The sequence below is a fragment of the Gimesia aquarii genome, from assembly GCF_007748175.1.
GTDB classification, from domain to species: Bacteria; Planctomycetota; Planctomycetia; order Planctomycetales; family Planctomycetaceae; genus Gimesia; species Gimesia aquarii_A.
Window position 1 is genome coordinate 4,061,400 of record NZ_CP037422.1, and the last position, 24,951, is coordinate 4,086,350.

At 44.0% G+C, this 24,951-nt stretch carries 12 protein-coding genes; 3 read left to right on the forward strand and 9 right to left on the reverse strand.

Annotated features, from left to right (window positions below; all coding sequences use genetic code 11):
- Positions 1-282: 282 nt before the first annotated feature.
- The 7 genes from V202x_RS15565 to V202x_RS15595 form a co-directional block, all read right to left on the reverse strand.
- Positions 283-1,332 carry a glycosyltransferase gene (locus V202x_RS15565; RefSeq protein WP_145176715.1) on the reverse strand — a complete coding sequence of 350 codons (1,050 nt, stop codon included), beginning with the start codon at positions 1,330-1,332 and terminating at the stop codon, positions 283-285.
- Positions 1,333-1,510: 178 nt separating this feature from the next.
- Positions 1,511-2,941, reverse strand: a complete 1,431-nt coding sequence (locus tag V202x_RS15570) for a lipopolysaccharide biosynthesis protein (RefSeq protein ID WP_145176718.1) — start codon at positions 2,939-2,941, stop codon at positions 1,511-1,513.
- A gap of 69 nt (positions 2,942-3,010) precedes the next feature.
- Complete coding sequence (locus V202x_RS15575) at positions 3,011-4,678, reverse strand: hypothetical protein (RefSeq protein ID WP_145176721.1); 1,668 nt, start codon at positions 4,676-4,678, stop codon at positions 3,011-3,013.
- A gap of 82 nt (positions 4,679-4,760) precedes the next feature.
- Positions 4,761-5,627 carry a DUF1583 domain-containing protein gene (locus V202x_RS15580; protein WP_145176724.1) on the reverse strand — a complete coding sequence of 289 codons (867 nt, stop codon included), beginning with the start codon at positions 5,625-5,627 and terminating at the stop codon, positions 4,761-4,763.
- 101 nt (positions 5,628-5,728) lie between these two features.
- The gene (locus tag V202x_RS15585; protein WP_197992906.1) at positions 5,729-6,595 is read right to left on the reverse strand and encodes a DUF1583 domain-containing protein; all 867 of its coding nucleotides are present in this window, start codon (positions 6,593-6,595) and stop codon (positions 5,729-5,731) included.
- On the reverse strand, positions 6,592-7,617 hold the full coding sequence (locus tag V202x_RS15590) for a DUF1559 domain-containing protein (RefSeq protein ID WP_145176730.1): 1,026 nt from the start codon (positions 7,615-7,617) through the stop codon (positions 6,592-6,594). Before V202x_RS15590 ends, V202x_RS15585 begins: the two co-directional genes overlap by 4 nt.
- A gap of 54 nt (positions 7,618-7,671) precedes the next feature.
- A complete protein-coding gene (locus V202x_RS15595) occupies positions 7,672-8,445 on the reverse strand; it encodes a class I SAM-dependent methyltransferase (RefSeq protein WP_145176733.1) in 774 nt (257 codons plus the stop codon).
- A gap of 641 nt (positions 8,446-9,086) precedes the next feature.
- Between V202x_RS15595 and V202x_RS15600 the strand changes: the two genes are divergently transcribed.
- Positions 9,087-12,347, forward strand: coding sequence for a WD40 repeat domain-containing protein (locus V202x_RS15600; protein WP_145176736.1), 3,261 nt, complete (start codon positions 9,087-9,089; stop codon positions 12,345-12,347).
- A gap of 310 nt (positions 12,348-12,657) precedes the next feature.
- On the opposite strand, the gene V202x_RS15605 is transcribed toward V202x_RS15600, so the two are convergent.
- On the reverse strand, positions 12,658-17,520 hold the full coding sequence (locus V202x_RS15605; RefSeq protein WP_145176739.1) for a glycosyl hydrolase family 8: 4,863 nt from the start codon (positions 17,518-17,520) through the stop codon (positions 12,658-12,660).
- Positions 17,521-18,094: 574 nt separating this feature from the next.
- Entirely contained in the window at positions 18,095-19,522 is a 1,428-nt protein-coding gene (locus V202x_RS15610) for a DUF1501 domain-containing protein (protein WP_145176742.1), read from the reverse strand.
- Positions 19,523-19,828: 306 nt separating this feature from the next.
- Here V202x_RS15610 and V202x_RS15615 point away from each other — a divergent pair, with 306 nt between their 5' ends.
- Complete coding sequence (locus tag V202x_RS15615) at positions 19,829-22,339, forward strand: DUF1549 and DUF1553 domain-containing protein (protein WP_145176746.1); 2,511 nt, start codon at positions 19,829-19,831, stop codon at positions 22,337-22,339.
- A 21-nt stretch (positions 22,340-22,360) separates the two neighbouring features.
- On the forward strand, positions 22,361-24,892 hold the full coding sequence (locus tag V202x_RS15620) for a PPC domain-containing protein (protein WP_197992908.1): 2,532 nt from the start codon (positions 22,361-22,363) through the stop codon (positions 24,890-24,892).
- Positions 24,893-24,951: the final 59 nt, after the last annotated feature.

A 24,951-nucleotide genomic window follows, 5' to 3' on the forward strand; every position in this document is an offset into this window, starting at 1 on the left:
GCTTTGGATGATGTGGCCTTGGTATCTAGAAGCTGAGAGGCATTTATCGTAACGTTAAACTGAGAGATAATAGAAAAAGAACTGACAAAGAACTTATGATGTGCACTTTCCAAGATGAACTCGAATCACACTCCCTCAAAACGAAAACCTTGATAATTATTGAGTTAAAACTGCGTATCCTAATTCAAACACAAACACTTGGAACCTTTTACAGAGCCCTACTCAATTTGTATTTTGCTCTGATTAAAGATTGTCGCAACAATGATCGCGTTCCCAGCCATCTTAGACCTTTTTATTTTCAGTCGATAAAGATGTTGGGAAATAGTTTAGTTTTAACCTAGCCAAAAACAATTTTAATCGTGTAGCCAAATATCCACAACCATAAGAAATATGCATGAGAATAGCTTGTGAGAAAACTACAAAGACAGCCAGTACTTCGTTCAGACAAATTCCCGCTTGCAGCGCTAAAATAAAAATTAAACATAGATATGCAAACACCGGAAGAGAAGACCAGAACGTCAAAGTTGGTGCTATCACTGTCGTCAGAGTCAGCAGAATAATATATAAGCACAATAGCGCAGGAGCAGCATGAATCAATTCATGCATTCCCCTGGTCTTTGCTAATCTGACTCTAGCACACCCTTTTAAATATGCTTCACGCGAAAGTTGTTTTAGTGTTTTTTGTTCGTTATGAGTGATTTTAGCTGTGGGCACAAATAAGATTTCAGCACCTTGCTGTCTAACGCGATCTGCAAATTCAATATCTTCACCATGTCGCTGTGCTGGGAAACCACCTGCTGCAACAGCAACCTCTCTTGCAACGGCAACATTACTAGTGCGAGGAAAATACTTCATATGAATGGCTGTCCGAGGGTCACGTGCTCCCCCTGCACCGATCATACTGGACATAAGAAAGTTCATGCAGCGTCCTGACAGGTAATCAGCATTTTGAAAGTCAATCAACCCACCAGTCATCCTTGCGTTCGACGACTCAATAGGAACGATTAACTCCTCAAGCCAATCAGAGTCTGGGATACAATCAGAATCTGTGAATGCGGTGATTGTGCCCACAGAATGTGATAAGCCCAAATTTCGAGCGGCTCCCGGCCCCTGGTTGACTTGTTTGAAATACTTTATGGTAGGGTTACTTGGAGATTGAAATTCTTCAACGATTGTTTGAATATTCTCGGTAGAACCATCATCACATATCAGAATTTCAAACCTAGAAGCTGAAATTGATTGTTGCATAAGTGATGATAATAAAACCTTGAGATCACTTGATCTGTTATAAACAGGGACAATTACTGATGCACGTAATTTACTAAAAGACATCACTTTCCCCTTTAACTAAAGCACATATATCCATAAATGCATATACGCTAGAGTAATAATGGGTACATGTAGTGACTAGTGCCCCTAGTTCTATGTAAGCTATAGTACACTTGCAAACTGTAGGTTCAACAAAATTCAATCAAATTTTCAGTTTTTTTTGAATTTTGTTTTGTGGTTCTCATCTAAGGTGAAATTTAAGCTCCCCTAAGATTTTTAGTGAGAGAAGATAAATGGCCACCGTTAAAACACCAGCGATGATTACCGTTTTTATGTCTTCAATTTCTATAAACACAGCTCCTACCCATAGTGTGAGAAGACTTGCAAAAATTGACCGAATAAGAGACATGATTGGAAAGAATGAATTCAGTCTAATGTTCAAAACATAAAAAAGAATCATACACCCAGAGATTCCAGTAATGATCATCGACCAGATCACACCATCGATCCCGTAATTCGGTATCAAGGTGAGTGCAAACAGCAACCCTAGACATCCAATTACAATCATAGAATAAAATCGATGCCGTAATAAGTTTGAAGCATTGAATACATCACCTAGCACCCAGATGATTGTGATGCCAAGCATGCCAATCGTTAATCCCCCCAAGATATAGCCTGAACCTCGGAAATCTGCACCAAACAACAGAGTAATCATTGTATCTCCCAAACAGAATGCAGCCGTAATTCCCAAGCCTCCTAAAATAAAAATTCCACTTAAGATTTGGCGTAAAAGAACTGCCGCATCTTCAGCATTATTATTAGCAATCAAATTTGAAAAAGTGGAGAACGTACCACGAGGAATTGCCAATCCTAATGGAATGATAGCATGAGCCAGAGTGAAGCATGCTGCAAATAGTCCGATACTAATATCATCTGTACTGAAAGATTTTAAAATCCATAGATTTAAAGGTGCAAGTAACGAGGTAATGACTTCTGCAAACGGTGCAAGCCGAAGCCAATTTATGAATTCTGGTAACAAGTCCCTATTCATGTTATTAGGACTTTTAGCATTTTTTCTGGCTAACCTACTCACAATAACACCACTTAGAGTGGCACTTAATATTGCCGCTACTGCCAATCCAATAAAACAACGTATTAAGCCAGTGCCTCCCAGTAATAGCACCCACACACAAGTAATTCGAAAACCTCCATGAGTTGCAATTAAAATCGCTTGTATTCGATGATATCCAGCCCCATTAAGTAAAAGCCAAGAAGGTTCGAGTACACCAGCTTTGACTACAAGTTCAACTGTGATTAATAATAAGAGAGGCCGAAGGGCAAAATCACGCAAAAGTAAAGAAATATAGGGAGCTAGACATCCAAATAGCAAAGCGATTGCAATACAAGCAGGAAGTTGAACCGTCCATAATGAGATCCACATATTGTGAAGTTGATTTCGATCAACGCTGACAAAACGTGCTAGTGCTTTTGGAATAGCACTGACAAGCGCCATCGATAAAGAAAGAAGAATTGTCGATACTACAACAAAACTTCCATATTCAGCAGGCTGTAAGTAACGGGCCACCAGTGATTGCAGGAAAAACCCAGCTACCAATGCAAATAATTGAGAAATCCCAAATAGTCCAACTGACTTCAATGGTTGAATTTTCATTTAACGCTAGATCTTATCCTGTTCAGTTGGTGTGAAGCGTTATTTTTGTCGAAAAGTGGAATCGCTACATTATTTTGTACTGATATAATGATACAATTCCACTGGAGATTCCCAGTATAAATCCTGTTTAAAGCTTAAGGGATCTTTTGTAGACAAAATCATGATTTCTGAATCAACGCAATCTGCTGGGAACTTATTTTTTGAAAACGTCATGTATGAATCACTGGATATCAGCCAGATCCCAGTAGGTTTCTTTAACGCTACCTCTTCCGGTGTAATCATGTCTGAATTCAATAATTGAGACTCCCCATTAACAAGAAACCGATCTTTTCTCTCATTGGCTAGAAAAACAGGTGTCTGATTTCTGGCATAGTATTGCGCAAGAAAAAAAATAAACGGAGTTTCTGCAATAATCAGTTCATTGGGTTTTTTATTCTGCAAAATATAGTGAATTGCTGCACGCATCCCAGGTTTATTATTTTTCCCAATCATATCCCAATTGAGAAAACAAGATTGAATAAACCAGGAAACGACCACAAATCCAATAAGTATTCTCTCTAAGCGACGTGGAATGCGAGAGGTCAGCCAGGCAATTCCTGCTAACCAACTTAATTGAGCAAAAATCAAGTAGCGAGCATCGAAGATACTACGCTTAGAGTAAATAGAATAAATACACATCAAGATCACTGGAATTGCTCCCATAAAGGAAAGATAAACTCCAGGCCAACCAAATCGTGTAGCAAGTATTATCCAAAGAAAAATTAAGCTCACTGCAACAAACCAAGGAAAAATGGTTTCTTTTAAAGGCCTTTGTGCAGATGTTTGAAAAATCGATGCAAACATTTCGTTAGCGAACTTTTGTGCTGAAAATGGACGAGACCAGGAATTTTTTAGTTTTGTTGATTGCTTTTGAACATTCAGAAACCAGGGACCGTAGAGTAGTACAAATAAAACGGCAACTGTCACAAATTTTAAACGAATTTTATTTAAGACTGTTTTCTCTTCATTTGAATTGATACATGTTTGAGTACTCTGACCATCGTCTACCAAAGAACCTATATTTTGGTTTTGCCTCTTGAAATTAAAATGATGGTAAAGCCGTTTAATCAATGCTGGGAGCCATAAGAAGAGAATGGCAAACCCCCATTGCGCAGCTACTGAAAAAAGTCCTAGATTATGCGTGTAACACAGAGCAGTTGCTGAAATTGCATAAAAAGCACAATTACTCCAAGTAGACTTTGTGAGGCTTAGTAGGCGTATGAAGAAAATATTACTACAAGCTAAAAGAAATACGGCTAAAGTGTAGCCGCGTACTTGTTGGGCCGCATGAATGTGTAAAATACTGAACGCCACTAAGCTAACCGCTATGAATCCGGCAAATTTATATTGTTCCGTTTTTTCTGTCTGCTTTTGCCATGTTAGTAAATGTAAGTCTTGCATGAAGAAAAAAAGTACAGGAAGTGTTGCAATACCAGCAAAGATACTCAAACCTCTCATTGCAATCTCTGAATCACCAAATATGTGTGACCAGAAATGCAATGTAAGAAAATAAAGTGGTGGATGAGGCATCGTGGGTTCCCCTGCCCGCTCAATCAACAATGAAACAGGAAATGATTGTAGCTTCCACGAAAGAGACTCATCAAACCATAGCCCTCGCGCATCCGCACCATAGATTCGAACGCCCAAGGCAGCAAGGATTAGTAGAATAAAAACTGACCAAGACACTTTCATACGCATCGACATGCTTTCAAAAATGATTGAATAGAACTGATGTTCTTTTGATTAACTTCATGTGCAATCAGTTAAAAATTACTTTCTACTAATTCTTGATTTTCACTTTTGAGAGTAAGTTCGATTTCAGTATGAAACAGAAACCAAATATGACAACGGCTAAAAGTATTCCAATTGCAATTAAGAGATATACTACCAAGTCAGCATTGACATTAGCTGGCATTTTTGTAGGAGGCAGAATGGCGATCTCCAGATCTTTCCATAGGAACTCTAAATTAACATTAGCATCTCCCTGAGAACTTCCCACACGTAATGTTTTCAAGGGCAAAATAGAGAATTTATTCCTATGGATTTCTCGAAAAGACGCATCATTTTTTTCAGCAACAGAATAGATTAAGGTTTCTCCTTTACGCTCAAGCCTAAGCTGTCCTTCCATATTAGTTGTCTCGAACATTCTTACTGAATGTTTTCTTGCTTTTCCAGTACCTGTTGCACGATGGGCCTTATATACATTTTTTCCATCACTTCGACAGATCCTGCCAATTGTTGCTGACGTACCTCCTTCAACACCAATATAAATTTCAGGTCCCACACCATATCCCGATGATGGAGTATCTAATGTGATAATCTGAAATGTTGCAGTGATTCTAAAATCACCGGGGATTTCAAAATGAGGACCAAACCCGATCGGAGCAACCTTGTCCTCGTCAGACAATTTCGTTCTCAGCCCCTCTTTGGTAGGCCGAATGAATCTATGAGTGCGTTTCCCATAAAGCTTCAAGGTTTTATCATCAAATTTTTCTTCCAGAAAATCAAACCGAGTGATTTGGTCCTGAATATGATTTTCTTCTGCAAGGGACGTTTTACTGATTAACAAAAAAAACAGAATGAGGGAATTAAAATGTTTGAAATTGATATTTACTGACATAAGCTTTCTATTGTTATTATTTTCCATGAGTATTTAACAAATGTCTTTTTTTATGTTTTAAAATTGCGACTGGCTCTAAGGTTGCTATCTTTAATTGAAAAAGGGATCACTGAAACTTGTTCTTAAAATTATCGTCGTTTAAACCAGATCATGACGCTTACCAGTATTAGTAGTGCGACACAGGAGATGATGCTCCAATAGAATGGGATACTTGTTTTTGTTTGAATTGGATTGTAACTAGGTTGATGCAGTTTTTCTCCTTTCGCTAGTTTTGAAGGTAGATCAAGAAGTGACTCCGCTTTCACATCTAAAGTTTCCCAAATCACTTGAACCGGTGTCTCTGTATCGCTCTGCTGAAGTCCGATACGAATCAGGTCTACGTTGGCATCACTAAACTCGACCTCGCGCAATTTTATAAATTCATTATTTTGTTCCTCTTTAATAGAGAACGAAATTGTCTTGTCATTGCGAGTTAGTCTCAGTACACCTGAATTAAACTTAGTATTGTATAATTTGACGTCATACTTGCGTTTTTCATCAACTGTTCTAGAAAGACTCGTGCTGTAAACGTGACCCTCTTTTGGGCGTTGTAATCTACCGATTAATGCACTTGTTTCTGGTTCATCACTAAGTCTGATATAAATGCTAGGCCCCTGGCCGTAACCTTTTTTAGGTTGAGTCCACGATGGAATCTTATAAGATGCTGATATTTCAAAATCGCCATGAATTCGAAAACGAGTACCAAAGCCGATTACAGGGATGTTCGCTTTTGCAGGCTTCTTCATCAAGACTCCCTTGTTAGTCGGAAGTATTAACCTGACTGTACCCGCCTTAAGAGGAACAAGTGTTTCATTGTCAAATTGCTTGCTTCGAAAATCAGCACTGTATGTATCAGAGAGATGACTTTCTCCTGTTAATGGCAGCGGGAATAGTAGAAATAAAACCAGCAATGTAAGTTGTTTTTGAATATGTTGTATTAATCTACGACTCGTCAAAGTGATTCCGCTCCCGAAATAGTCCCCATAGCTTGCCAGACAATGAGACTTATGTTCTCGTTTATAAATCGAACGGATCCATCACCAAAAAGGACATTCACCCCGCCTGGGTGACGACTGGAAGGGGGCAATACAACCCCATCCCAGGTGAATCCATTTTTGCAGCTGACTCGATTCGGATTTAAGGTATGGTTATAGCGCGTCCAGTTCATATTTCCTTCGAGCCAGGTTTGTCCCGCGTCTATATCGTGCATGTAAGCGGGTGCAGTTTGAGGCGTTAAACCTCCACACGCAATCCTGAATTGGTTCTCAGTCCAGACACCATTCAAATCATATAAATCAGATTTTAAGTCGTGTTGTAATTTATTCCAGGTTCCTTTGACTCGTTCACTAAACATAGCTGTGTTGGATAGGCCATCTGTGACATCACTGAATTGAACGCTACTAATTTGGCCAAACATTCCATTTCCATTTCGCCCCGACCAGCTACTTCCATTGCAAGACCGGTAATTATTATGCCCCCAAATACTTTGTAAATTATCGATATCGCTGGGACACAAAAATGTTGGTATCGTAGCTATTGCAGCAGGTCCATTTATTATTTCATTAAAGCGAGGAATAATCTGATCCTGCACGTCATTCCCGGCGTTAACAAATGGAGTAAAGGGGGCAACGTTAAAATCTAAAAGATTATAAACATTTACCTGATCAAGATACGGCAGCAACATGGAGTGAGTGGAATACCTTCGATCTTGTAATGTTCCTAACGAAGTCACTGATCCATCATGGTCAAGACCAACTCCAAATGGTAAAACTTTATGCGCCTCATGGTAGGAATGTAGAGCAATACCGATTTGTTTGAGATTATTATTGCATTGCATTTTTCTCGCAGATTCACGCGCTGCTTGCACTGCAGGTACCGTAATTCCAATCAGCAAAGCAATAATAGTGATGGCAACTAGTAATTCGATTAATGTAAATCCTGCCCCATGAATAAAATTCTTTTCTTTCTCTCTTTGCATGGTGACCTCTCATAATTCTTTGGCGATAATGATTAAAAAAGTGATTTCATAGGTTTATGCTTTCGAATTTTCTTTTGCTGCAATGACCATTATCGCGGTTGAAAACATTGGAATGTTTGTCGTGTCATTGCGAAGAACTGTACTCTTCACAAGTTTTTGAAGGGGCTTTATCGTTAAACGATCCATTGGCGCAGTAACATAGGATACTTTTAGGACTTTGAAACCTACACTTGCAAGTAGTTTTACAATTCGTTGCTTAGTATAAATCCTCGCTTTTGCATAACGCTCGTGAATGGGTTTTGGCAACCAAGAAAAAAAAGGGACTCGATCCCATCGAAGGAGAGGAAGGTAGGCACCATGCGTTTCAAAAACCCACCACTTATTAGGAACTGAAAAAGCAGCTAATCCTCCAGGTTTTAGTACCCGATACATCGATTTTACGCCTGCGTTTTCATCTGGTAAGTGTTCAATCACTTCAAAACTAATCAGTCGATCAACAGATTCTGAGTCAAATTCTAAATTGCAAAGATCGCCTGTTGAAGCAGAGCAATTTGCGATGTTTCTGATTGCCACTTCTTCTAGAAGACGTTGAATATAATCCTCATTTACATCAAAGCCATGGCAATCTTTAAAAAAATTGCAAAGTTGAAGCAGACTACAACCACTACCACAACCGGCATCTAATAATCGTAATTCGTCTCCTAGGAAACCAGGAAAGTCAGAAATGATTCGAATCCGACGTGAGACAATGTAGTCCTCAAACTCAGCAGGAATTCCAGGCACCACTTTTATCATCTCAGATGTGTTTATCAATGAATTTTGTGTCATAAAATATGAACACCTCAAACCAGAATAAGATAGGCTGTTACTTTATTTATTCGAATAGAGCCCCCCTAAAACATACTAGCCTGACAATAAAAATCTCCATACAGATAAATACCAGTCACTAACTAAAGTAAGTGCTGATAAAAGATGGCAGACTAATATTATTACTTCACCATATGTTTTGAGTCGAGGAACTTTTAAATATCTATATTTCAAAAGAGTTACCACGTTCTGATAATCTCATACATGATTTTGGTTTACATAAAGAACAAAGCTCTACTTATTATTTTGAATATCCCAATAAAAGTTATGATTAAATCCTTATCATTCGATGTCAGGAGACATAGATACTCATTTTTCTTTAGATCTCTTGTACATTCTGGATATAATCATACAATCAGATCACAAATGATCAAATCCTTTATTTGCGATTTTCAGAATATCTGTAATTCTTCTTTATCAACGATCTATTCGGGACTAGTACACAAAATTAATTGTCTGGTTGATTCCGGCAGGATAATCGGAGGCAATATTAAACATCACCAAATGTGGATTCAGACATTTTTTTATGTGATCGCAGTATTGAATTGATTAAATAACGCCAAAAATTTTTCAATCTAGAGATAACCATCGAGGATTTCATTATGAATCACTTTCTTTGGTCAGCTTCTACTTTTTTGATACTGATTTTCAGTTTATGGTCGTCACCAAGTTTAGAGGCGGATCAACAATCAGTGTTTTTATTATCAGAATCCGCTGAAGCTCAGATAGAAAGTGTCAAGACTAAGAAAGAATCTGACAGAGTTAAGCCGTCCAAATCGGTAAAGATTGCAGACAAGTCATCAAGGAATTTAAGGGAATTACCGTGGAAAGAAAATCCACTTCCATTAATTCCGCTTCCACCAGAAGCGATAAAAAAACAACTTCCCGCTGCTTCTTCTCACACTCAAAAGGTACTTTCATGGGGAGGTAACAGACAACAAGTATTTTCACATTATGGAAATGTTATCTGGTTTGAATGGCTGAATGGGAACCAAAAACTGGTCATTGCTGAGGGAGACCGAAAAAAAGACACGCGTCTTTCCGTTAAAAATATCATCGGTGATTCGATTTTATGGGAGAAGTGGATCCTCAATGGTGTGACTTCAATGGCTGTCTCACCTGATGGAAGTGAATTGGCAGTTGCCAATTCAAACGACCAAATCACTCTGATAAATTCAAGTGATGGAACGAGTAAATTACACCTAAGCGGTCACCTTGGTGATATTAGACGCATGCGATATTCTGCAGATGGGGATCAACTAGTATCTCTGAGTTTTGATAGAACTGCTGGAGTTTGGGACACCGCTTCAGGAAATATAATCACTCGGACTCGGGTTCATGAACAAACACCATTTGATATTGGTCTGAGTGAGCAGAGTTCCACGCTCACATCCAATGCTATGCGACTGCTAGTTTGTGGAAGCAATGGATCTCTCCAGTGGTGGACGGTCGGAAAGACTCGGCTCATGCCCGATCCGATATTTCCCCAGATTGGAATTCGCTATCCGAAATATCCGTCACGCGATGGTCGCCTCGTTATTACTCTGGACGGGAAACAAACTGCGACTCTCTTCGATGGAGCGACTGCTAAAGAAATAGGGAGTCTTGAGCTTCCGAGTTCAGAACCAACAAAGACGGTTCCAGAACCGGCGCCCAAAACGATTCGCCCCCCTGAATCGAAACCTGATGAGGAATCAGTGAACAAGACAAACTCCAATGTGAAAGCCGCGCTTCAGAGTATGAAGATTAATGCAGTTGTTTTCTCACCTGACAAAAATCTGGTCGCAGGCGGGACGACCACCGGGCAAATCATGATTTGGTCAGCAGTCACGCGAAAATTACTAGGCACGCTGAAAGGGCACACAGCCCCGGTAGTGATGATGTCATTTACACAAGACAACAGCCGTCTGGCATCGTCTGCCTACGATGGCGCTCTGATCATCTGGGATGTAGAAACAGCGACGGAGCAGAAGCGACTCTTTCCCGCCACAGACTCAATTCGTCCATCATCACTAGTTCAGAAGTCTATACTTTCGACAGACGGGCACATCGCTGTATTACCTAGAATTGACGGTGAAATTGATGTTCTTGATTTGGAATCAAGGCGTAAGAGCCGCAGACTTGGGGGTCCTCCTGGGAAGATCACGTCTCTTGCAGTAAACGAGAGCGGAGAGCAAATCGTTGCAGGATATCAAGATGGAGTTCTCTCTCTCTGGAACCTGAAAGACGCTGCTTCGACTGCTCTACGCATTAATGCAGTAAAATCAACAATCAGCGTTTTAGCAATAAAACAAAAAAAAATCATTGCCGGTACGACCGATGGAAAATTGGTTGCCGTTGATCTTTCGACTGGTCGTGTTGTTACAACTGTGAGTGTTGGAAAACTCGGAGTTGACATGATCACTATTAATAGTGCGGGGACATTGGCAGCTATAGTCTCAGGAGCCAAAGAGTTGCAACTCATTCGTTTGCCGAGTCTCGAAAAATTAAACATATTGACATCCTCCAAACCTCAAAAGAAACAGAAAACCGTGATTAGAGCCGTTGCCTTTGCTCCGGTAGGAAATCAACTGGCTGTAGTAGATTCTCACGGGCAGGTAAACCTTTGGGATATCAGTGAGTCTAGTGATTCAGTCAAAGTAAATAAAACCGGTACAGTAACCGTTCCAGCCACAGCTGCTTTTCGCCGCTCTAACTCCAATTCAAATTTACTTGATTCCCAAACACATCCATTTTTGGAAGTGGGTGCATTGCGTTTTTCAACAGGAAGCCAATATCTTCTAGTTTCAGCTGGTTCTGAAATCGTAACAGTTGATTGTTCTGAAGCAAAAATACACTCCGCGCTTAACACTTCGATTCCTGCTGTATCACTGGCTGTTAGACCTGAAGATTCTCGTCTGCTTGTCTTATCAAACACGGGTAATGTATTTTCCTGGCTACCGACAGTCCATCTGAAACATGAAATCGCTGCACATAAAGGTGATGCGAAGTTTGTCTTGGTAACCCCTAATGGAAAATCAATTGTTAGTGGTGGAAAAGATAAAAAAGTCAAAATCTGGAATGCCACAACAGGAGGTTCGGTCAAAACGTTGACGGGTGGTATTGGTGTCGTGACGCGCGGTTCGATGACGTCGACCGGCAATCTTCTCGCAACTTGTGGATACAGCAGCGCCGTTGAACTATGGGATCTTCCGCAGCAGAAACTGATTTCCAAACGTTACGGTCACGGTTCAAGGGTCGTAGCGGTCGCGCTCTCACCCAACGAAAAACGTATCGCTTCATCGGAAGAGGCAGGACCACTCTTAATCCGTACTCTACCAAGATTCAAAACTGAAGTCACAATTCCGAAACAGGAACTACCTGTCACTCGTATTATTTGGATGCCAGACGGAGAGCATATTCTCACGTCCACTGGTGACTGGAAGCAGTGGCATTTGCAAGGGCAAGTTCGTGTCTGGAATGCCATCACTGGTAAACAGAAAAAACAATTAGATGGAATACGAGGCCAGACGACTTATATGCTACTGACACCAGACGGACGTTTTCTCATCACAGCATCATATGACAAGGTGCTCCGCATCTGGGACACAGAGAAATGGATCATCCGGGCCAAGGTCTTACATGATAAGAATATTCGCTCTATGACATTCTTCGACAACGGTCACCTACTAGCGTGTGTCATGTTTCCTAATTCAGGATTCGTTCTCGACACTCAAAATGGTAAGATTCGCAACCAGTTTCAGATACCCACCTCACTCGTTCAGGATGTCGCAGCTGCCTGGGACGCTAATTGGTTCGTCACAAGCGGAATCAATGGATCATTACAGACTTGGCATTTATCTAATTCAGAAAGTAGCAAGTGAAAGTGGTCTGCTTTTCAAAAATATCTAGGCATCACTACGATTCTTAATCGCACTTTTTGATGAGTCTTAGTAGTTATTTATTATTTTTTGTTTACGCATATCATCTTTCATAAGCCATGTAACTTTATTTCAACAGTCTTCAGCGCAGAATCACACTTCCGTATTTCAGCGAATCGACTAGTTCAAATACTATGCCTTTGCTAGTCCGAACTTCCGGCTGTTCCTTGGAATTTCGAACTTTAATTCAATACGGTAAGACACTTTTTACTCATTACATGAGCTCCCTATTAAAGTGAATTCAACTGACTCTTTAAACCGGACTTCCATTGAGCATGAAGTCAGACAAAGGATCCGGCAGTCCGCTTGCTGTACCGATAAAGCCGAACGAAGTCGTACCGTTGGCGGAAATATCTCGATTCCAGGCTGCACCACGAATCACATAAGTATTCCCGACGCGAGAAACGATTTCGGCATTCCAGATATCCGTAATTTCGCCATCGTAGGTGAACTCCAGTGTCCAACCATCCAAAGACTCATTGCTCTCGTTTTTAATTTCGATCGCCCCCTGGAACCCGCTGTTCCAGGCATTTACCACATTAAAGTCTACTTGGGCTGTGGGCGCCGGAGCATCGTTATCCTGGATCGTGCCGGTACCAGTTGCCGATGCCAGCGTGGCACCAACAACTTGATTGAGTACAACCCGGAACTCCTCATTGGATTCAATCACACTATCTCCCAAAATCGATACTGAGATCGTTTTCGTCATCTCTCCTGGTTGAAAGACCAACTGTCCGCTGACAGCCTGATAGTCCTGGCCAGCAATCGCGGCACCGTTCTGTGTGCCAAACTGCACAGTAACCAACTCCGTCGTCGGTTGATCCAGCGAGACAATAAACACGGCTTGCGAAGTACCACTGTCACCTTCTGTAACAGTCACATTGTTAATGGTGATCTCAGGTACAACCACAACAAAAGGCTCCACGGTGACGTGTACCGTCGTGATTGTGATACTGCCTGACTCTGCGACCGTCGTATAAGTAAAACTGTCGTTTCCAGAGAAATCAGTATTCGGCATGTAGGTGAGTGTGCCATCTTGATTGTTAACGACCTGACCATTATCAGGCTGCGTGAACGTTTGCAGTGTTGCACTCTCACCCACCGTAGACGACGGATCGATAAAGTTCCCCGACATGACCAACATGGTCAGCATGGAAACAGTATCTGCATAGTAATTCGAATGCGTGGTGGCCACACTGTCGAAGACGGCGTTCATCCAGGACTGATCTGCCGCATCCGAGCCGGTCATGGCAGAGACGCCTACCGCTGCGCGGAAGAACGGATCGCTCCAGCTATTCAGAGGTGTTCCGTTGAGAGCATAGCCCCCCAGAATCTGCGAGGGATTACCACCTGAAGATTGCTGAAAGAACTCGGACAACATCTGCGCTTGTGCCACGGAGACGGCATCGCCACTCAAAACGGCATCCGTGCCAAGTCTCCAGGGAACGCGCCCCGCGTTATACCAGTAATGTTGATCATTGACTTCCAGGAACCCGGATGGAGCAGGAGAAACAGAGCCGGTCACGGGATCAACAATCACAAAGTCGGGAACCAGCCCTGTTCCTGATTGCTGCTGCAATTTCGTCATCACATCCTGTGTGGCAGCGATGACTTCGTTCCAGGCTCCGGTCTGTGTGGCAGCTTCAAATGCGCGGAAGTGACCGTACATGAAATCGCTGGTGCGAGTGGTCCATTGACTGTGTTGGCTACCATTGGGATTGACCCAATCGCCTAACATCGGCAGATGGCTTTCCGGTCCAATGGTCGAGTCATAAATGGCGTTGATGATCGTGATCGCTTCCTGAAGGTAGTTGATCTCACCATCACTGCCCCACTGGGCATCGGCCACCAACAGGGCATAGGCAATATCGGCGTCTCCGTCGAAGGCACTACTATTTCCGTTAGGATCCGGTTGTGCCCAATCCATCAGATTTGGATTACCCACACTCGGATTGGCACGAGAATATCGGAAGAGACCATCGAAAATCGCCTGGGCGTTGGGATCATAACCATCCAGGTGTGACAGGATCAACATGCCATATCCCTGCGCTTCGGATGTGGTACGACCTTGTGAGTCCATCGCAACCCGGTATCCGTTGCCACCGGGATCGACAAGCAGCCAATCCGATTTCCATTGGTCATAATAGTTGCTGACCAGTGCGTCGAGTTGCTCTTGACTGTATTGACTGGGAAACAGTGTGCCACTCACATATTGTTGCACATGGCTGCCGAAGTCTGGGTCGCCTCCCGTAGATGTACCAATGGGAATTGTCACGGCTGTTTCGAATGGCGTTGTGACCATCACATCGGTCTCGGTCGAGGAAACATCGTCATTAGTAATCGTGTTGGTGGCAACCGAAAGACTGTTGTCGAGAACGGCACCCACAGGGCTACTCAGAGTCACATAGAACTGTTCATCAGGTTCGACGTCTGTGTCTCCAAAGATGCGAACGGTGACCGTCTTCGAAGTCTCTCCAACGGCAAATGAAACCTGCCCACTGGCCGCTTCATAGTCTTCGCCGGCGGTGGCCGTTCCATTGGAGGTCTGGTAGTTGACCGTCACTGCCTCAGTCGCAGGCTCTGAAAGGGAGATCGTCAAAGTAGCCAGAACCGATCCACTATCCCCTTCGGCAACAGTCGCTCCACTGATGCTGACGAAAGGCTTTACATCAGGAGGATCAACAACGACATCCAGAGGAACAGGATTTTGATAGTATTCCTGCACTTTGGTAATCCACCAGTAATCGTCTGTGGGTTCACTGCCAATCGAATCGGTGCTGATTCCCACACCGGCGCCAAACAGAATCTGACGCACACCGGCGGCACGTGCTTCTTCTATATGAGAACCCCAGGTGATAGTATTGCCTGAAACGGTCAGCTTGTCATCGCCGAAATCATTTGATGAGAAGTAATCCAGACGATCGCCGGTTGCCGTAAAGGTATCTCCCAGGAAGAATGTGGGAGCAGAGTCTTCATATTGACGTGTCGTGTTGGTGAGTGGATCAAAAACTCCATTCGCATCGTAGGGATTCTGCGCAAGGCTGTTATTGATATGACCAACGGGGATCTGCCAGAGGACCATTTCTCGATCCGTCGTTTCCGTGAGGGTCTGGACAATCAGTAAATAATTATGCCAGTGATCGTTGTTCCAAAACCATGTGCTGGCTTCCGGGTTGCTGGCCGCACCGTTCTCTGCCCCCGCATCTAATCCGTATTTATCGAGAGAGATAAAGTCCGCACCGTAGCTGAGTACTCCCGCATCCATGTAATACTGCGCAATTAGTTCCGCTTCGCGGGCAATTGCTGCGCGTCCCGCATTGATTCCCAGCGTATCAGTCAGATGTACAATTCCCGTTATGGGGATTGGTGTTTCGATACCGGGAGAAGCCCAGAGGTTGAACTGCCAGCCGAACTCCACATTCGGGGCGTAACTGCTAATCGTGTAATTGATTGCCTGAATGAGCCCTGCCGCCGAGTTATCAAACTGCGGATCGACGCCCGCTTGTAGCACACCACTGCTATAAGCGGCGCTCGTCATGGCAGAGATCGCACTGGCTGGCGCATCCGCATTCTGCATCAGATAACCGATGAAGTCCGGTTCCAGAATCATCTGCACCAGTTCGTCACCGGCTTCGGTACGGATGGTATCCAGCACAAATTTCAGATCACGGAAATAGTTTTCCATGTACGACAGACTGTTGATATGCTCAAGATTCGTCGTATAGCTTTCGCCAGCATCGGGAATATTGTAATAAACAAATTGCGGAATCATTCCCAGTTTGAGGCTTTCACGGAGATAACTATGCACGCGGTCCGGGTCCCAACTCCGCCAGCCACTGATCGGACCGCCGTTGAGGTAGATGTAGCGCGAGTCAACATATTTGTTCGTCAACGGATCGCTACTATCGAAATCCTGCCAAAATGCCAGATCGCCTGTGGTATCTTCGCTTACTGAACCAATCGTGACATAGTCTGGTAACCCCGGCAATTCACCATTTTCTGTGCGCACGCGAACCCCAATAAAGCGATCTTCGCCGGATTCGGCATCGGTAATCCGTATCGATGCCCGTCCCGCTTCAAGGCCGGTAATCCGTAACGTATTACCGTTTACAATTTCAGCCTGGACCACTCGTGAGTTGCTGGTGGCAATGCTGAATTGTGCGGATTCGCTGGAAGAAGTGAGCGTGTATTCAACAGTCGCCTGGTCAATGGTGACCTGCAGCGCTTGCTCGGTCGCATCCACTCCCTCAATGCCGATCGGACTGGCACCGCCAGCAACATAGACCATTTCATCGCTGAGAGTTGTGCCGCTCTCATTGCTGACCTCGACCTGATACCGAAAAACCCCATAGTCTCTGTTCGTGATAAGCAGGCTATCTGTTTGAGGAGTCGAACTTCCCGACAAAGAGGCTTCGTAAATCAGTTCGCCATTCTCGTATAATTTCCAATGATCGGCAGGATCTCCTGCCCAGAGATTCAGAGTCACACGGAAACCACCCGTATTGAAATCGGCAAGGACGCTCACACTCGGCTTGTTCGGTGCCCCTTCTACAGGATCCGGGTCCGGGTCGGGATCTCCCGGGCTCCCATTACCCTGAAAAGCAAATCCTGTTGGCTCACTGTGATTACCAACGGCAACAAAGCCGATCGCCAACGACTCGCCAGCATCCAGTGTGTTATCCCAATTTGGAGGTGTTATTCGATAACGGCCGCCACCGAGATTCTCGACCTCAGCGTTCCAGAGCGACTGGATCTCGCCACTATAATCAAACTCGAGTTGCCAGTCTGTGAAGTCTGTCGCTTCATCGTTAGTGAGAGTCAAACTAGCCGTGCGTCCTGAGCCCCAATCGTTTTCGACTTGAAATTGGACATCAGGCGCGTTAGCCAGCGGATGAGCCGCAAGCATTGTTCGCACTTCGAGCGACTCGATTTGTCGTGTGTTCTGGGCGCGAGAGCTTCTGGGAGCGATGTGTCGTTTAGCGAACCATTGCAGAAGGTTAACGTAAAGTCGTTTCATCTCATCAACTCTGCGAACGCAGAGTCCTTTCAGTCTGTGCCAAGGCAGTGATTCCCCATAACGCTGAGATTCAGCGTGTGGAGAGTATAGAGTTGGCACGAAATCAGGATCCAGATGATGCTGAAACGCGTTTGGCTCACTGTAACACTGCTATTACCGGGTGCGAGCAGAAAGCCGCAAGATAGACAGGCGGCCGATTACTACTAACGTGCCCAGAATTAACTTGGCGCGGAAGCTGTTTCGGCCCAGGTCAAACAGCAATGTCCATGGTTTCTGATATGAGTTGGGTCTGGAACCATTCCAAACTCAGAACTTTCTCATTTTAACAACGCAGCTGTACCCTGTGTCTAGATGTGATTTTTTACACATCTTATTTTTTTGGACTGCCAAGCAGGCACCAGATAACCGATGGTAAGAGAGCAATGAATGCGTTCTTCAGGAAAACAACGAATCAGTAGCAGAATTGACTGATTGTTTCGTTCAGTGTGTGGTTCAAGAAAACGACTTTCATCTGAATCGGTCACACACTTGAAGCAGCTTTTTTAAGAATCATGAATCAATATCAGATGCGCACAAATTGCCACAAAAGATCGTGCTTTACTCCGAAAGCGAGTCTGTTTGAACCAAAACTGGGCACAGGGTATAGGTTAGAAAGAAGTCTCTAACCAGTTATTCAGGCGGATGTTGGCAAGAGTTCACGAATCGGTTTGCCGAAGGGCAAGATCGCCACGGGCCGCCCCTGGAGGTCATGTAAAACATGTTCATGATCAACTCCCAGGTGACGATATACGGTGGCCCAAAGGTCATTGGGGGTCATTCGACGTTCAACAGGATATTCACCTCTGGGATTGGTTGCGCCGATGACTTGACCGGTTCGCATTCCACCACCGGAAACAAGGACAGACATGGCCTTTGGCCAGTGATCTCGACCAGGTTGCATCACACCCGTTTGTGTTCCACGTTGTACATTGATTTTTGGAGTTCGTCCGAATTCGCCAGTGACTACGAGTAATACCTTTCGGTCCAGTCCGCGTTGATATAAATCTTCAATGAGTGCTGAAACAGCCTGGTCATAAGGTGGTAAACGCCAGTCACAGTCTTTAAACAGATGAGCATTGACAGCGTGAGAATCCCAGTTATATGCAGCTGTTTTGGGAGTTCCTTTGCCAGGATAGGGATGCTCCCAAACCATTGTGACAAACCTCACACCAGATTCGACGAGTCGTCGTCCCAAAATAGCCCGCTGGCCATAAGCATTCCAACCATAGCGATCGCGGATTTCTTTTGGTTCCTTGGAGAGATCAAATGCGTTACGCACTTTTTCACTTGTCAGCATATCGACAGCCTGGCGATTGAAGCTGTCCATTGCTTTCATCGAACCGCTTTTGTCAACATCTCGCCGAAAATTATCAATGCCATTCAACATGGCAATCCGATCGTCCAGGCGGGCTTCCATCGAAGATTTGACTCCGATGTTTTGCACTTTGAAATCAGGAGCACTGGGATCTCCTGCCACTATAAATGGAGTCATTGAAGCACCGAGATAAGCGGGCCCCATGGCAAAGGTATCAATTGAGGCGCGAGAGGAATCGACTTCACTTACACAAACCGGCATTTCATTGCCATTTTTTTGTAACATCTTTTTCACAATGCTACTGACTGCAGGTGCATCATTGACAGTTCCCACCGGTGTCGCAGGAACCCGACCTGTCATTAATCGCTTATGGCCGCCTCCATGATCGGCAAACTCATGATGAATTGAACGAATCAAATTAAATTTATCGGCTACTTTGGCATGTTGTGGTAACATTTCACAAACATCGAGACCGGGCACATTTGTGTGGATCGGGCCTAGTTCACCCCGATATTCAGCCGGCGCGCCCGGCTTCATGTCATAGGTTTCCATATGGGGAGGACCACCGGGAAGCCAGACGAATATCACTGAAGTATCATTTAAAGAAACTCGGGCAGCCTTTGCGATTGCCTGTTGACGAAGAATATCAACCATCCCTAAGCCTAAGAGGCTTGATCCCCCTAATTCAAGGAACGTTCGCCGTTTCATAGGGCCCGCACAGCGGCGATTATTGGAATTAACACTCATTCTAATCATCCCAATCGACAAAAAAACTCATATGGCTTTTCGTATAAGAATACATCAACGTATTGTAATGTATTCTCCATCGATTAGAATAGAAACACAAGTTCAATTTAATTAAACAATCTCCCAAGATTAATTTTTGATATTCACAGCAAAACAATCTATTTTTTAAAGATCCTACAGCTTCACGGCAAATTCAAACTATTTGTTTCGAGTTTTTCTTTCCCAGCCAAATACGATACATAAGGTCACATTCTAAAAAAAGAATCCGTGACTCCTTAATGATCCTGCCAAAATGTGAATAAATCCATGAATTCAAAATTCGCAATCCGATTGCTTATCCCCTGTCTGGGGGCTCTATTGATTCTGAACCCTCAGCTGACCTATGCCGATCAGCTCGCAGGCTTTCTCCCAAACCAGGCGAAAACGATTGTTTTCAACGATCCGGACGCGCGGCAGCAATTATTGATCACTCTGAAAGAAAAATCAGGGGGCATTCGCGATGTGACTCGTGAAGTGCGCTATCATGTTGAGCCAGAGGGAGTTGTTCGTGTTAGTAAAACAGGCTACGTGACACCAATTGCGAATGGGCAGGCAACCATCACCGCACAGCTCAATTCAATCGCTCCCCTTGTCTTTCCTGTCCAAGTTTCTTCATTTGAAAAACAACGGGCCGTCAGTTTTTACAATGATGTCATTCCTCAACTAACTCGTGCCGGCTGCAATAGTGGTGCCTGCCATGGCACACCAGCTGGAAAAAATAACTTCCGTCTCTCATTGCTTGGTTATGAACCGCGTAATGATTTTGAATTCATCACCAAAGAATCACAAGGACGACGCGTTTCTCCAGCAGCACCCGAAACTAGTTTACTGCTCCGTAAAGCCACGGGAGGTATTCCGCATAATGGTGGAAAACGATTTGAAAAAAATGGAGCAGAATACAATCTGATTAAACGTTGGATTCAAGAAGGGATGAAATACGATCCTGACAACGATCCGATTGTGGAACGACTCGAACTTTTCCCTAAAGATCGCGTACTCCCCAGACAATCGACACAGCAGCTTATTGTGATGGCATACTTTTCTGATGGGACATCGCGTGATATTACCCGCAAAGCAGAATTCAAGCCCAATCAACCCATGATGGCAGAGGTCGATGAGCATGGCGTTGTCCGTGTCAAGGAATTCACGGGAACCACGTCAGTCATGATTCGTTTTCAAGAACATGTCTCCGTATTTATGGCAACCATTCCGTTAGGTAAACCCACTCCCAATCTGCCTAAACCAAGTAATTTTATAGACGAACACATTTTTGCAAAACTAAAGGTCTTGGGGCTGCCACCATCTGGAGAATGTGATGATGCTACTTTCCTGCGACGCGCAACATTAGACATCACCGGCAGGCTTCCCACTTTAGAGCAAACACAAGAATTTTTGTCAGATAAACGACCTGACAAACGTGCTCGAAAAATTGACGACTTATTAGATAGCTCAGGGTACGCAGATTTATTTGCCGCAAAATGGGCGGGAATCTTACGTAACAAAGCGGGAGGAAATCTGGAACAGGTTGCACGAGAAACATTCGGGTTTCATGCCTGGATTCGAAGCAGCATCTCCAGCAACAAACCGTTCGATCAATTTGTGACTGAGTTAATCACGGCCCGCGGTAAACCAGGTACCAATCCAGCCGTTTCCTGGTATAGAGCAGTTAAAGATCCCAAAGACCAGATGTCAGATATTGCCCAGGTTTTTCTAGGCGTGCGTATTCAATGTGCACAGTGTCACCACCATCCCTATGAAAAGTGGAGTCAGGATGATTTCTATGGCTTTCAGGCATTCTTTAATACGATTGGACGCAAAGAGGTTTATAAGCTGCCTGAAGATGACATCATCTACCATAAACGTATTGTGGCTGTTGCCAAAAATCCCAACACTGATCGCGAACTCAAACCCACGCCTCTCGATGAAGTCGCGTTGGAAATCCCTGCGCAAAGAGATCCAAGGATTGACTTAGCAAATTGGATCTCTTCGCCAAAGAATCCCTTCTTCGCCAAGATGCTCGTGAATCGTTACTGGAAACATTTCTTTGGACGAGGACTTGTTGAACCGGAAGATGATATTCGGGTGACAAACCCGGCAACTCATCCAGCATTACTTAATGCTTTAGCAGATTCGTTTGTCAAATCAAATTATGATTTAAAAGAAGTCTGCCGTACTATCTGTAATAGTCGCACCTACCAACTCAGTTCATTCCCCAACGAACACAACAAAGATGACGAACAAAACTACGCACGATATTACCCCCGCCGACTCACTGCTGAGGTAATGCTTGATGCTATGAATGATACGGCCGGCGCGAAGAATAATTTCAATCATCAACCAGTGGGAGTCCGTGCTGTCGCACTACCCGACGATTCAGCCAACCTGGAATCATTCTTTCTGCGCGTGTTCGGCCGGCCGCAAATGGATACCGCTTGTGAATGCGAGCGAACAGCGAATGCTGATTTATCCCAAAGCCTGCATCTCATCAATTCCTATGCGATGCAGAAACTTCTTTCCGCTCCAGATGGAAGAGCAGCCCAACTGGCGCGTGACAAAATGAAAGATGATCAAACCCATATTAACGAATTATATTTGCATGCCCTGTCTCGGTTACCTACACAAAACGAACTTGATACAGCTTTGAAACATTTGGAGAAAAAACGAAAACAATCGAAAGCTGACCCGAAGAAATTGTCGATGGGACAAGCTGAAAAAGATGCCTATGAAGACATTATCTGGGTTATGATCAATACAAAAGAATTTTTATTCAACCATTAAAATGCAATGAATGAATTCAAAATGAACGCAATAAAACTGACACAATTTTATTTCCTTACGATGTTGGTTGCCCTGTTCTATCAACAGGTAGTATTAGCACAATTACCAACTGCTGATCTGGCACGGGTCGAACCATTTGCAGCCTCTGCAGGAAAAAGCATTGAAGTGACTATCAGCGGAACGAACCTGGATGATGCCACCGAACTGCGTTTTACTCACCCCGGCATCACGGCCAAACCCGTCTTATTGCCTGCAGACGATTTTTTTCCGAAAGCACGTATCCAAGGTTCAAAATTCACTGTCACAGTAGCACAGAACGTTCCCCCTGGAATCTATGAAGCGCGCGCCGTCTCTTATTTTGGACTCTCTACAGCCAGGCCCTTTGTTGTCGCTGCCGCTGATAGTCGCGAAGTGAGTGAGTCCGGAAACCATGCAACCAGAGAGACAGCGATGTCTGTTGATGTGAATTCCGTGATAACGGGCAGTGTCGCTTCACGGGGCATTGATTGGTACAAATTCAAGGCAACCGCCGGTCAACGAATATTAATCGAAATTCTTGCTGAGCGAATTGATTCGAAGATGGATGGCCAGATCATTGTTTATGATTCAAAAGGTCGCGAAGTAAATCGCAACCGTGACTGGTACGGTCGCGATCCTTTTATCGAAATCAACTCGAAACAGGATAACGAATTTTATGTGGCTATTTCTGATATTCTTTACCGAGGGGGAGGAAACCATTTTTATCGATTGAGCATCTCTGACAAACCCCACATTGACTTTGTTTTTCCTCCCGCAGGTGAACCGGGTTCAAAAAACATTTACACGGTATATGGACGGAATTTACCAGGTGGTAGTTTGGGAAAATCCGTTACGCTCAATGGACAACAACTGGAATCGCTCGAAGTCGAAATTCGAATGCCCGATGTGCCTACGCCCCCTGCCAGTTTCCAACCCGGGACTCCCAGGCAGGGTCTATTACGTGCGTCAGAGTTTCAACTCGAGAATTCTAATTCCGTAAAGATCGGTTTCGCTACCGGGCCTGTAGTGATTGAATCGTCTCACTTAAATCAACAGCAGGTTACCCTGCCGGTAGAAATCGCCGGACGTTTTGATGAACCGAACGATGAAGATGTTTTTCGATTTCGCACTGAAAAAGGAAAGACTTATTGTATCGAGGTCATTTCTGACCGCATGCAATCTCAAGTCGATCCCGCTCTGGAAGTCCGCCAGATCATGCGATCAAAAGAGGGAGTGGAAACTCTCAAAAAAGTAGCCGAGAATGATGACCTTCCCTCTTTTTTCAGCGTTCATAATAAAGATGCAATCAACCTCAACTCGAATGATGCCGCTGTTTCTTTCGTCGCAGAACATGATGGTGACTATGCGGTAACAGTGCTCAATCAGTTTGGCGGAGGTAGTCCAGCCGATATTTACCGTCTGGCGATTCGAGAACCCAAACCAGATTTTCAATTGATTGCTACAACAGAACGCCCCCTGCCTACCGGACGAACGGGCTATTCAGTGACTCCGCTTTTAAGAAAGGGAGCCAAATGGGGCGTCCGTATTGTCGCGCCACGCCAGGATGATTTTACTGGGGAAATCGTAATTACCGCCGAGAATTTACCACAGGGAGTCACCGCGCAGCCTTTGACGCTCAGTGGAAAAACGGATCGTGGAATCCTTATCATTTCTGCTGATCCATCTGCGAAAACCTGGGCAGGTGAAATTAAAATCATTGGAAAGGCACAAATTAATCAACAACAAATTGTCCGTGAAGCAAAGTTTGCCTCTTTGATCTGGGGACATATCTTTTCCGATGCCATTCGAGTGCGTTCCAGACTTACGACACGTATTCCCCTTTCCGTGAATGAACACGAAAAAGCACCTGTGATTCTGGCGCCTGTGGAAAACAAAGAATATACAGTCGAACTCAATCAAAAACTAGAAATCCCCATCAAAATTATCAACAATGGCAAACGGACGGGAAACCTGACAATAGAACCGCATGGTCTATTCGGTATGTTACGCAGTCCTCCTACAGTCAATATTGCGGAGAACAAAACTGACGGAAAACTGGTGATTGACTTTAAACCAAATGGCAATTTCAAAGCGGAAGCCGGGCGTTATCAATTTGCACTATTGGGAGTCGGCGTGACTCAATACCAGCATAACCTACAAGCGAGTAAAAAAGCTGCTGCTGAATTGAAACGCATAGAAAACCTGGTCGTACAAGTTAAGTCCGATGTAGATCGCACGAAAGCAACTGTTGAAAAAACAAAGACTATGCTGAATCAAGCCAAACAAAATGCAGCCCAATCCGGTTCAGAATCTGAACGACAAATAAAACTGAAAAAGGCGCAGGCGGATTACGACACAGCACTCAAAGCGTCTAAAACGGCAGCAGCTAAACTGGTTCAGGCCGAAAAAGTGAAAACACAATTAGCCGCAAAAGCAAAATCAACGGAATCAAAAGCATCAGCAAAAAGTAATAAATTTGCAGTCTGGTCAGATTTGATCACTGTGAATGTCAAGAAACCAGCAGACAAAAAGTAGCGCAAAGCCAGACCAAGAAATCAGATACAGTAAATCGACCTGAATAACAGATCCTTGGG

What these genes read in the sequence shown, in the direction of transcription:
- V202x_RS15565 (WP_145176715.1), bottom strand. Translation starts at nt 1,332, where the DNA reads ATGTCTTTTAGTAAATTACGTGCATCAGTAATTGTCCCTGTTTATAAC.
- V202x_RS15570 (WP_145176718.1), bottom strand. Translation starts at nt 2,941, where the DNA reads ATGAAAATTCAACCATTGAAGTCAGTTGGACTATTTGGGATTTCTCAA.
- V202x_RS15575 (WP_145176721.1), bottom strand. Translation starts at nt 4,678, where the DNA reads ATGCGTATGAAAGTGTCTTGGTCAGTTTTTATTCTACTAATCCTTGCT.
- V202x_RS15580 (WP_145176724.1), bottom strand. Translation starts at nt 5,627, where the DNA reads ATGGAAAATAATAACAATAGAAAGCTTATGTCAGTAAATATCAATTTC.
- V202x_RS15590 (WP_145176730.1), bottom strand. Translation starts at nt 7,617, where the DNA reads ATGCAAAGAGAGAAAGAAAAGAATTTTATTCATGGGGCAGGATTTACA.
- V202x_RS15595 (WP_145176733.1), bottom strand. Translation starts at nt 8,445, where the DNA reads ATGACACAAAATTCATTGATAAACACATCTGAGATGATAAAAGTGGTG.
- V202x_RS15600 (WP_145176736.1), top strand. Translation starts at nt 9,087, where the DNA reads ATGAATCACTTTCTTTGGTCAGCTTCTACTTTTTTGATACTGATTTTC.
- V202x_RS15610 (WP_145176742.1), bottom strand. Translation starts at nt 19,522, where the DNA reads ATGAGTGTTAATTCCAATAATCGCCGCTGTGCGGGCCCTATGAAACGG.
- V202x_RS15615 (WP_145176746.1), top strand. Translation starts at nt 19,829, where the DNA reads ATGAATTCAAAATTCGCAATCCGATTGCTTATCCCCTGTCTGGGGGCT.
- V202x_RS15620 (WP_197992908.1), top strand. Translation starts at nt 22,361, where the DNA reads ATGAACGCAATAAAACTGACACAATTTTATTTCCTTACGATGTTGGTT.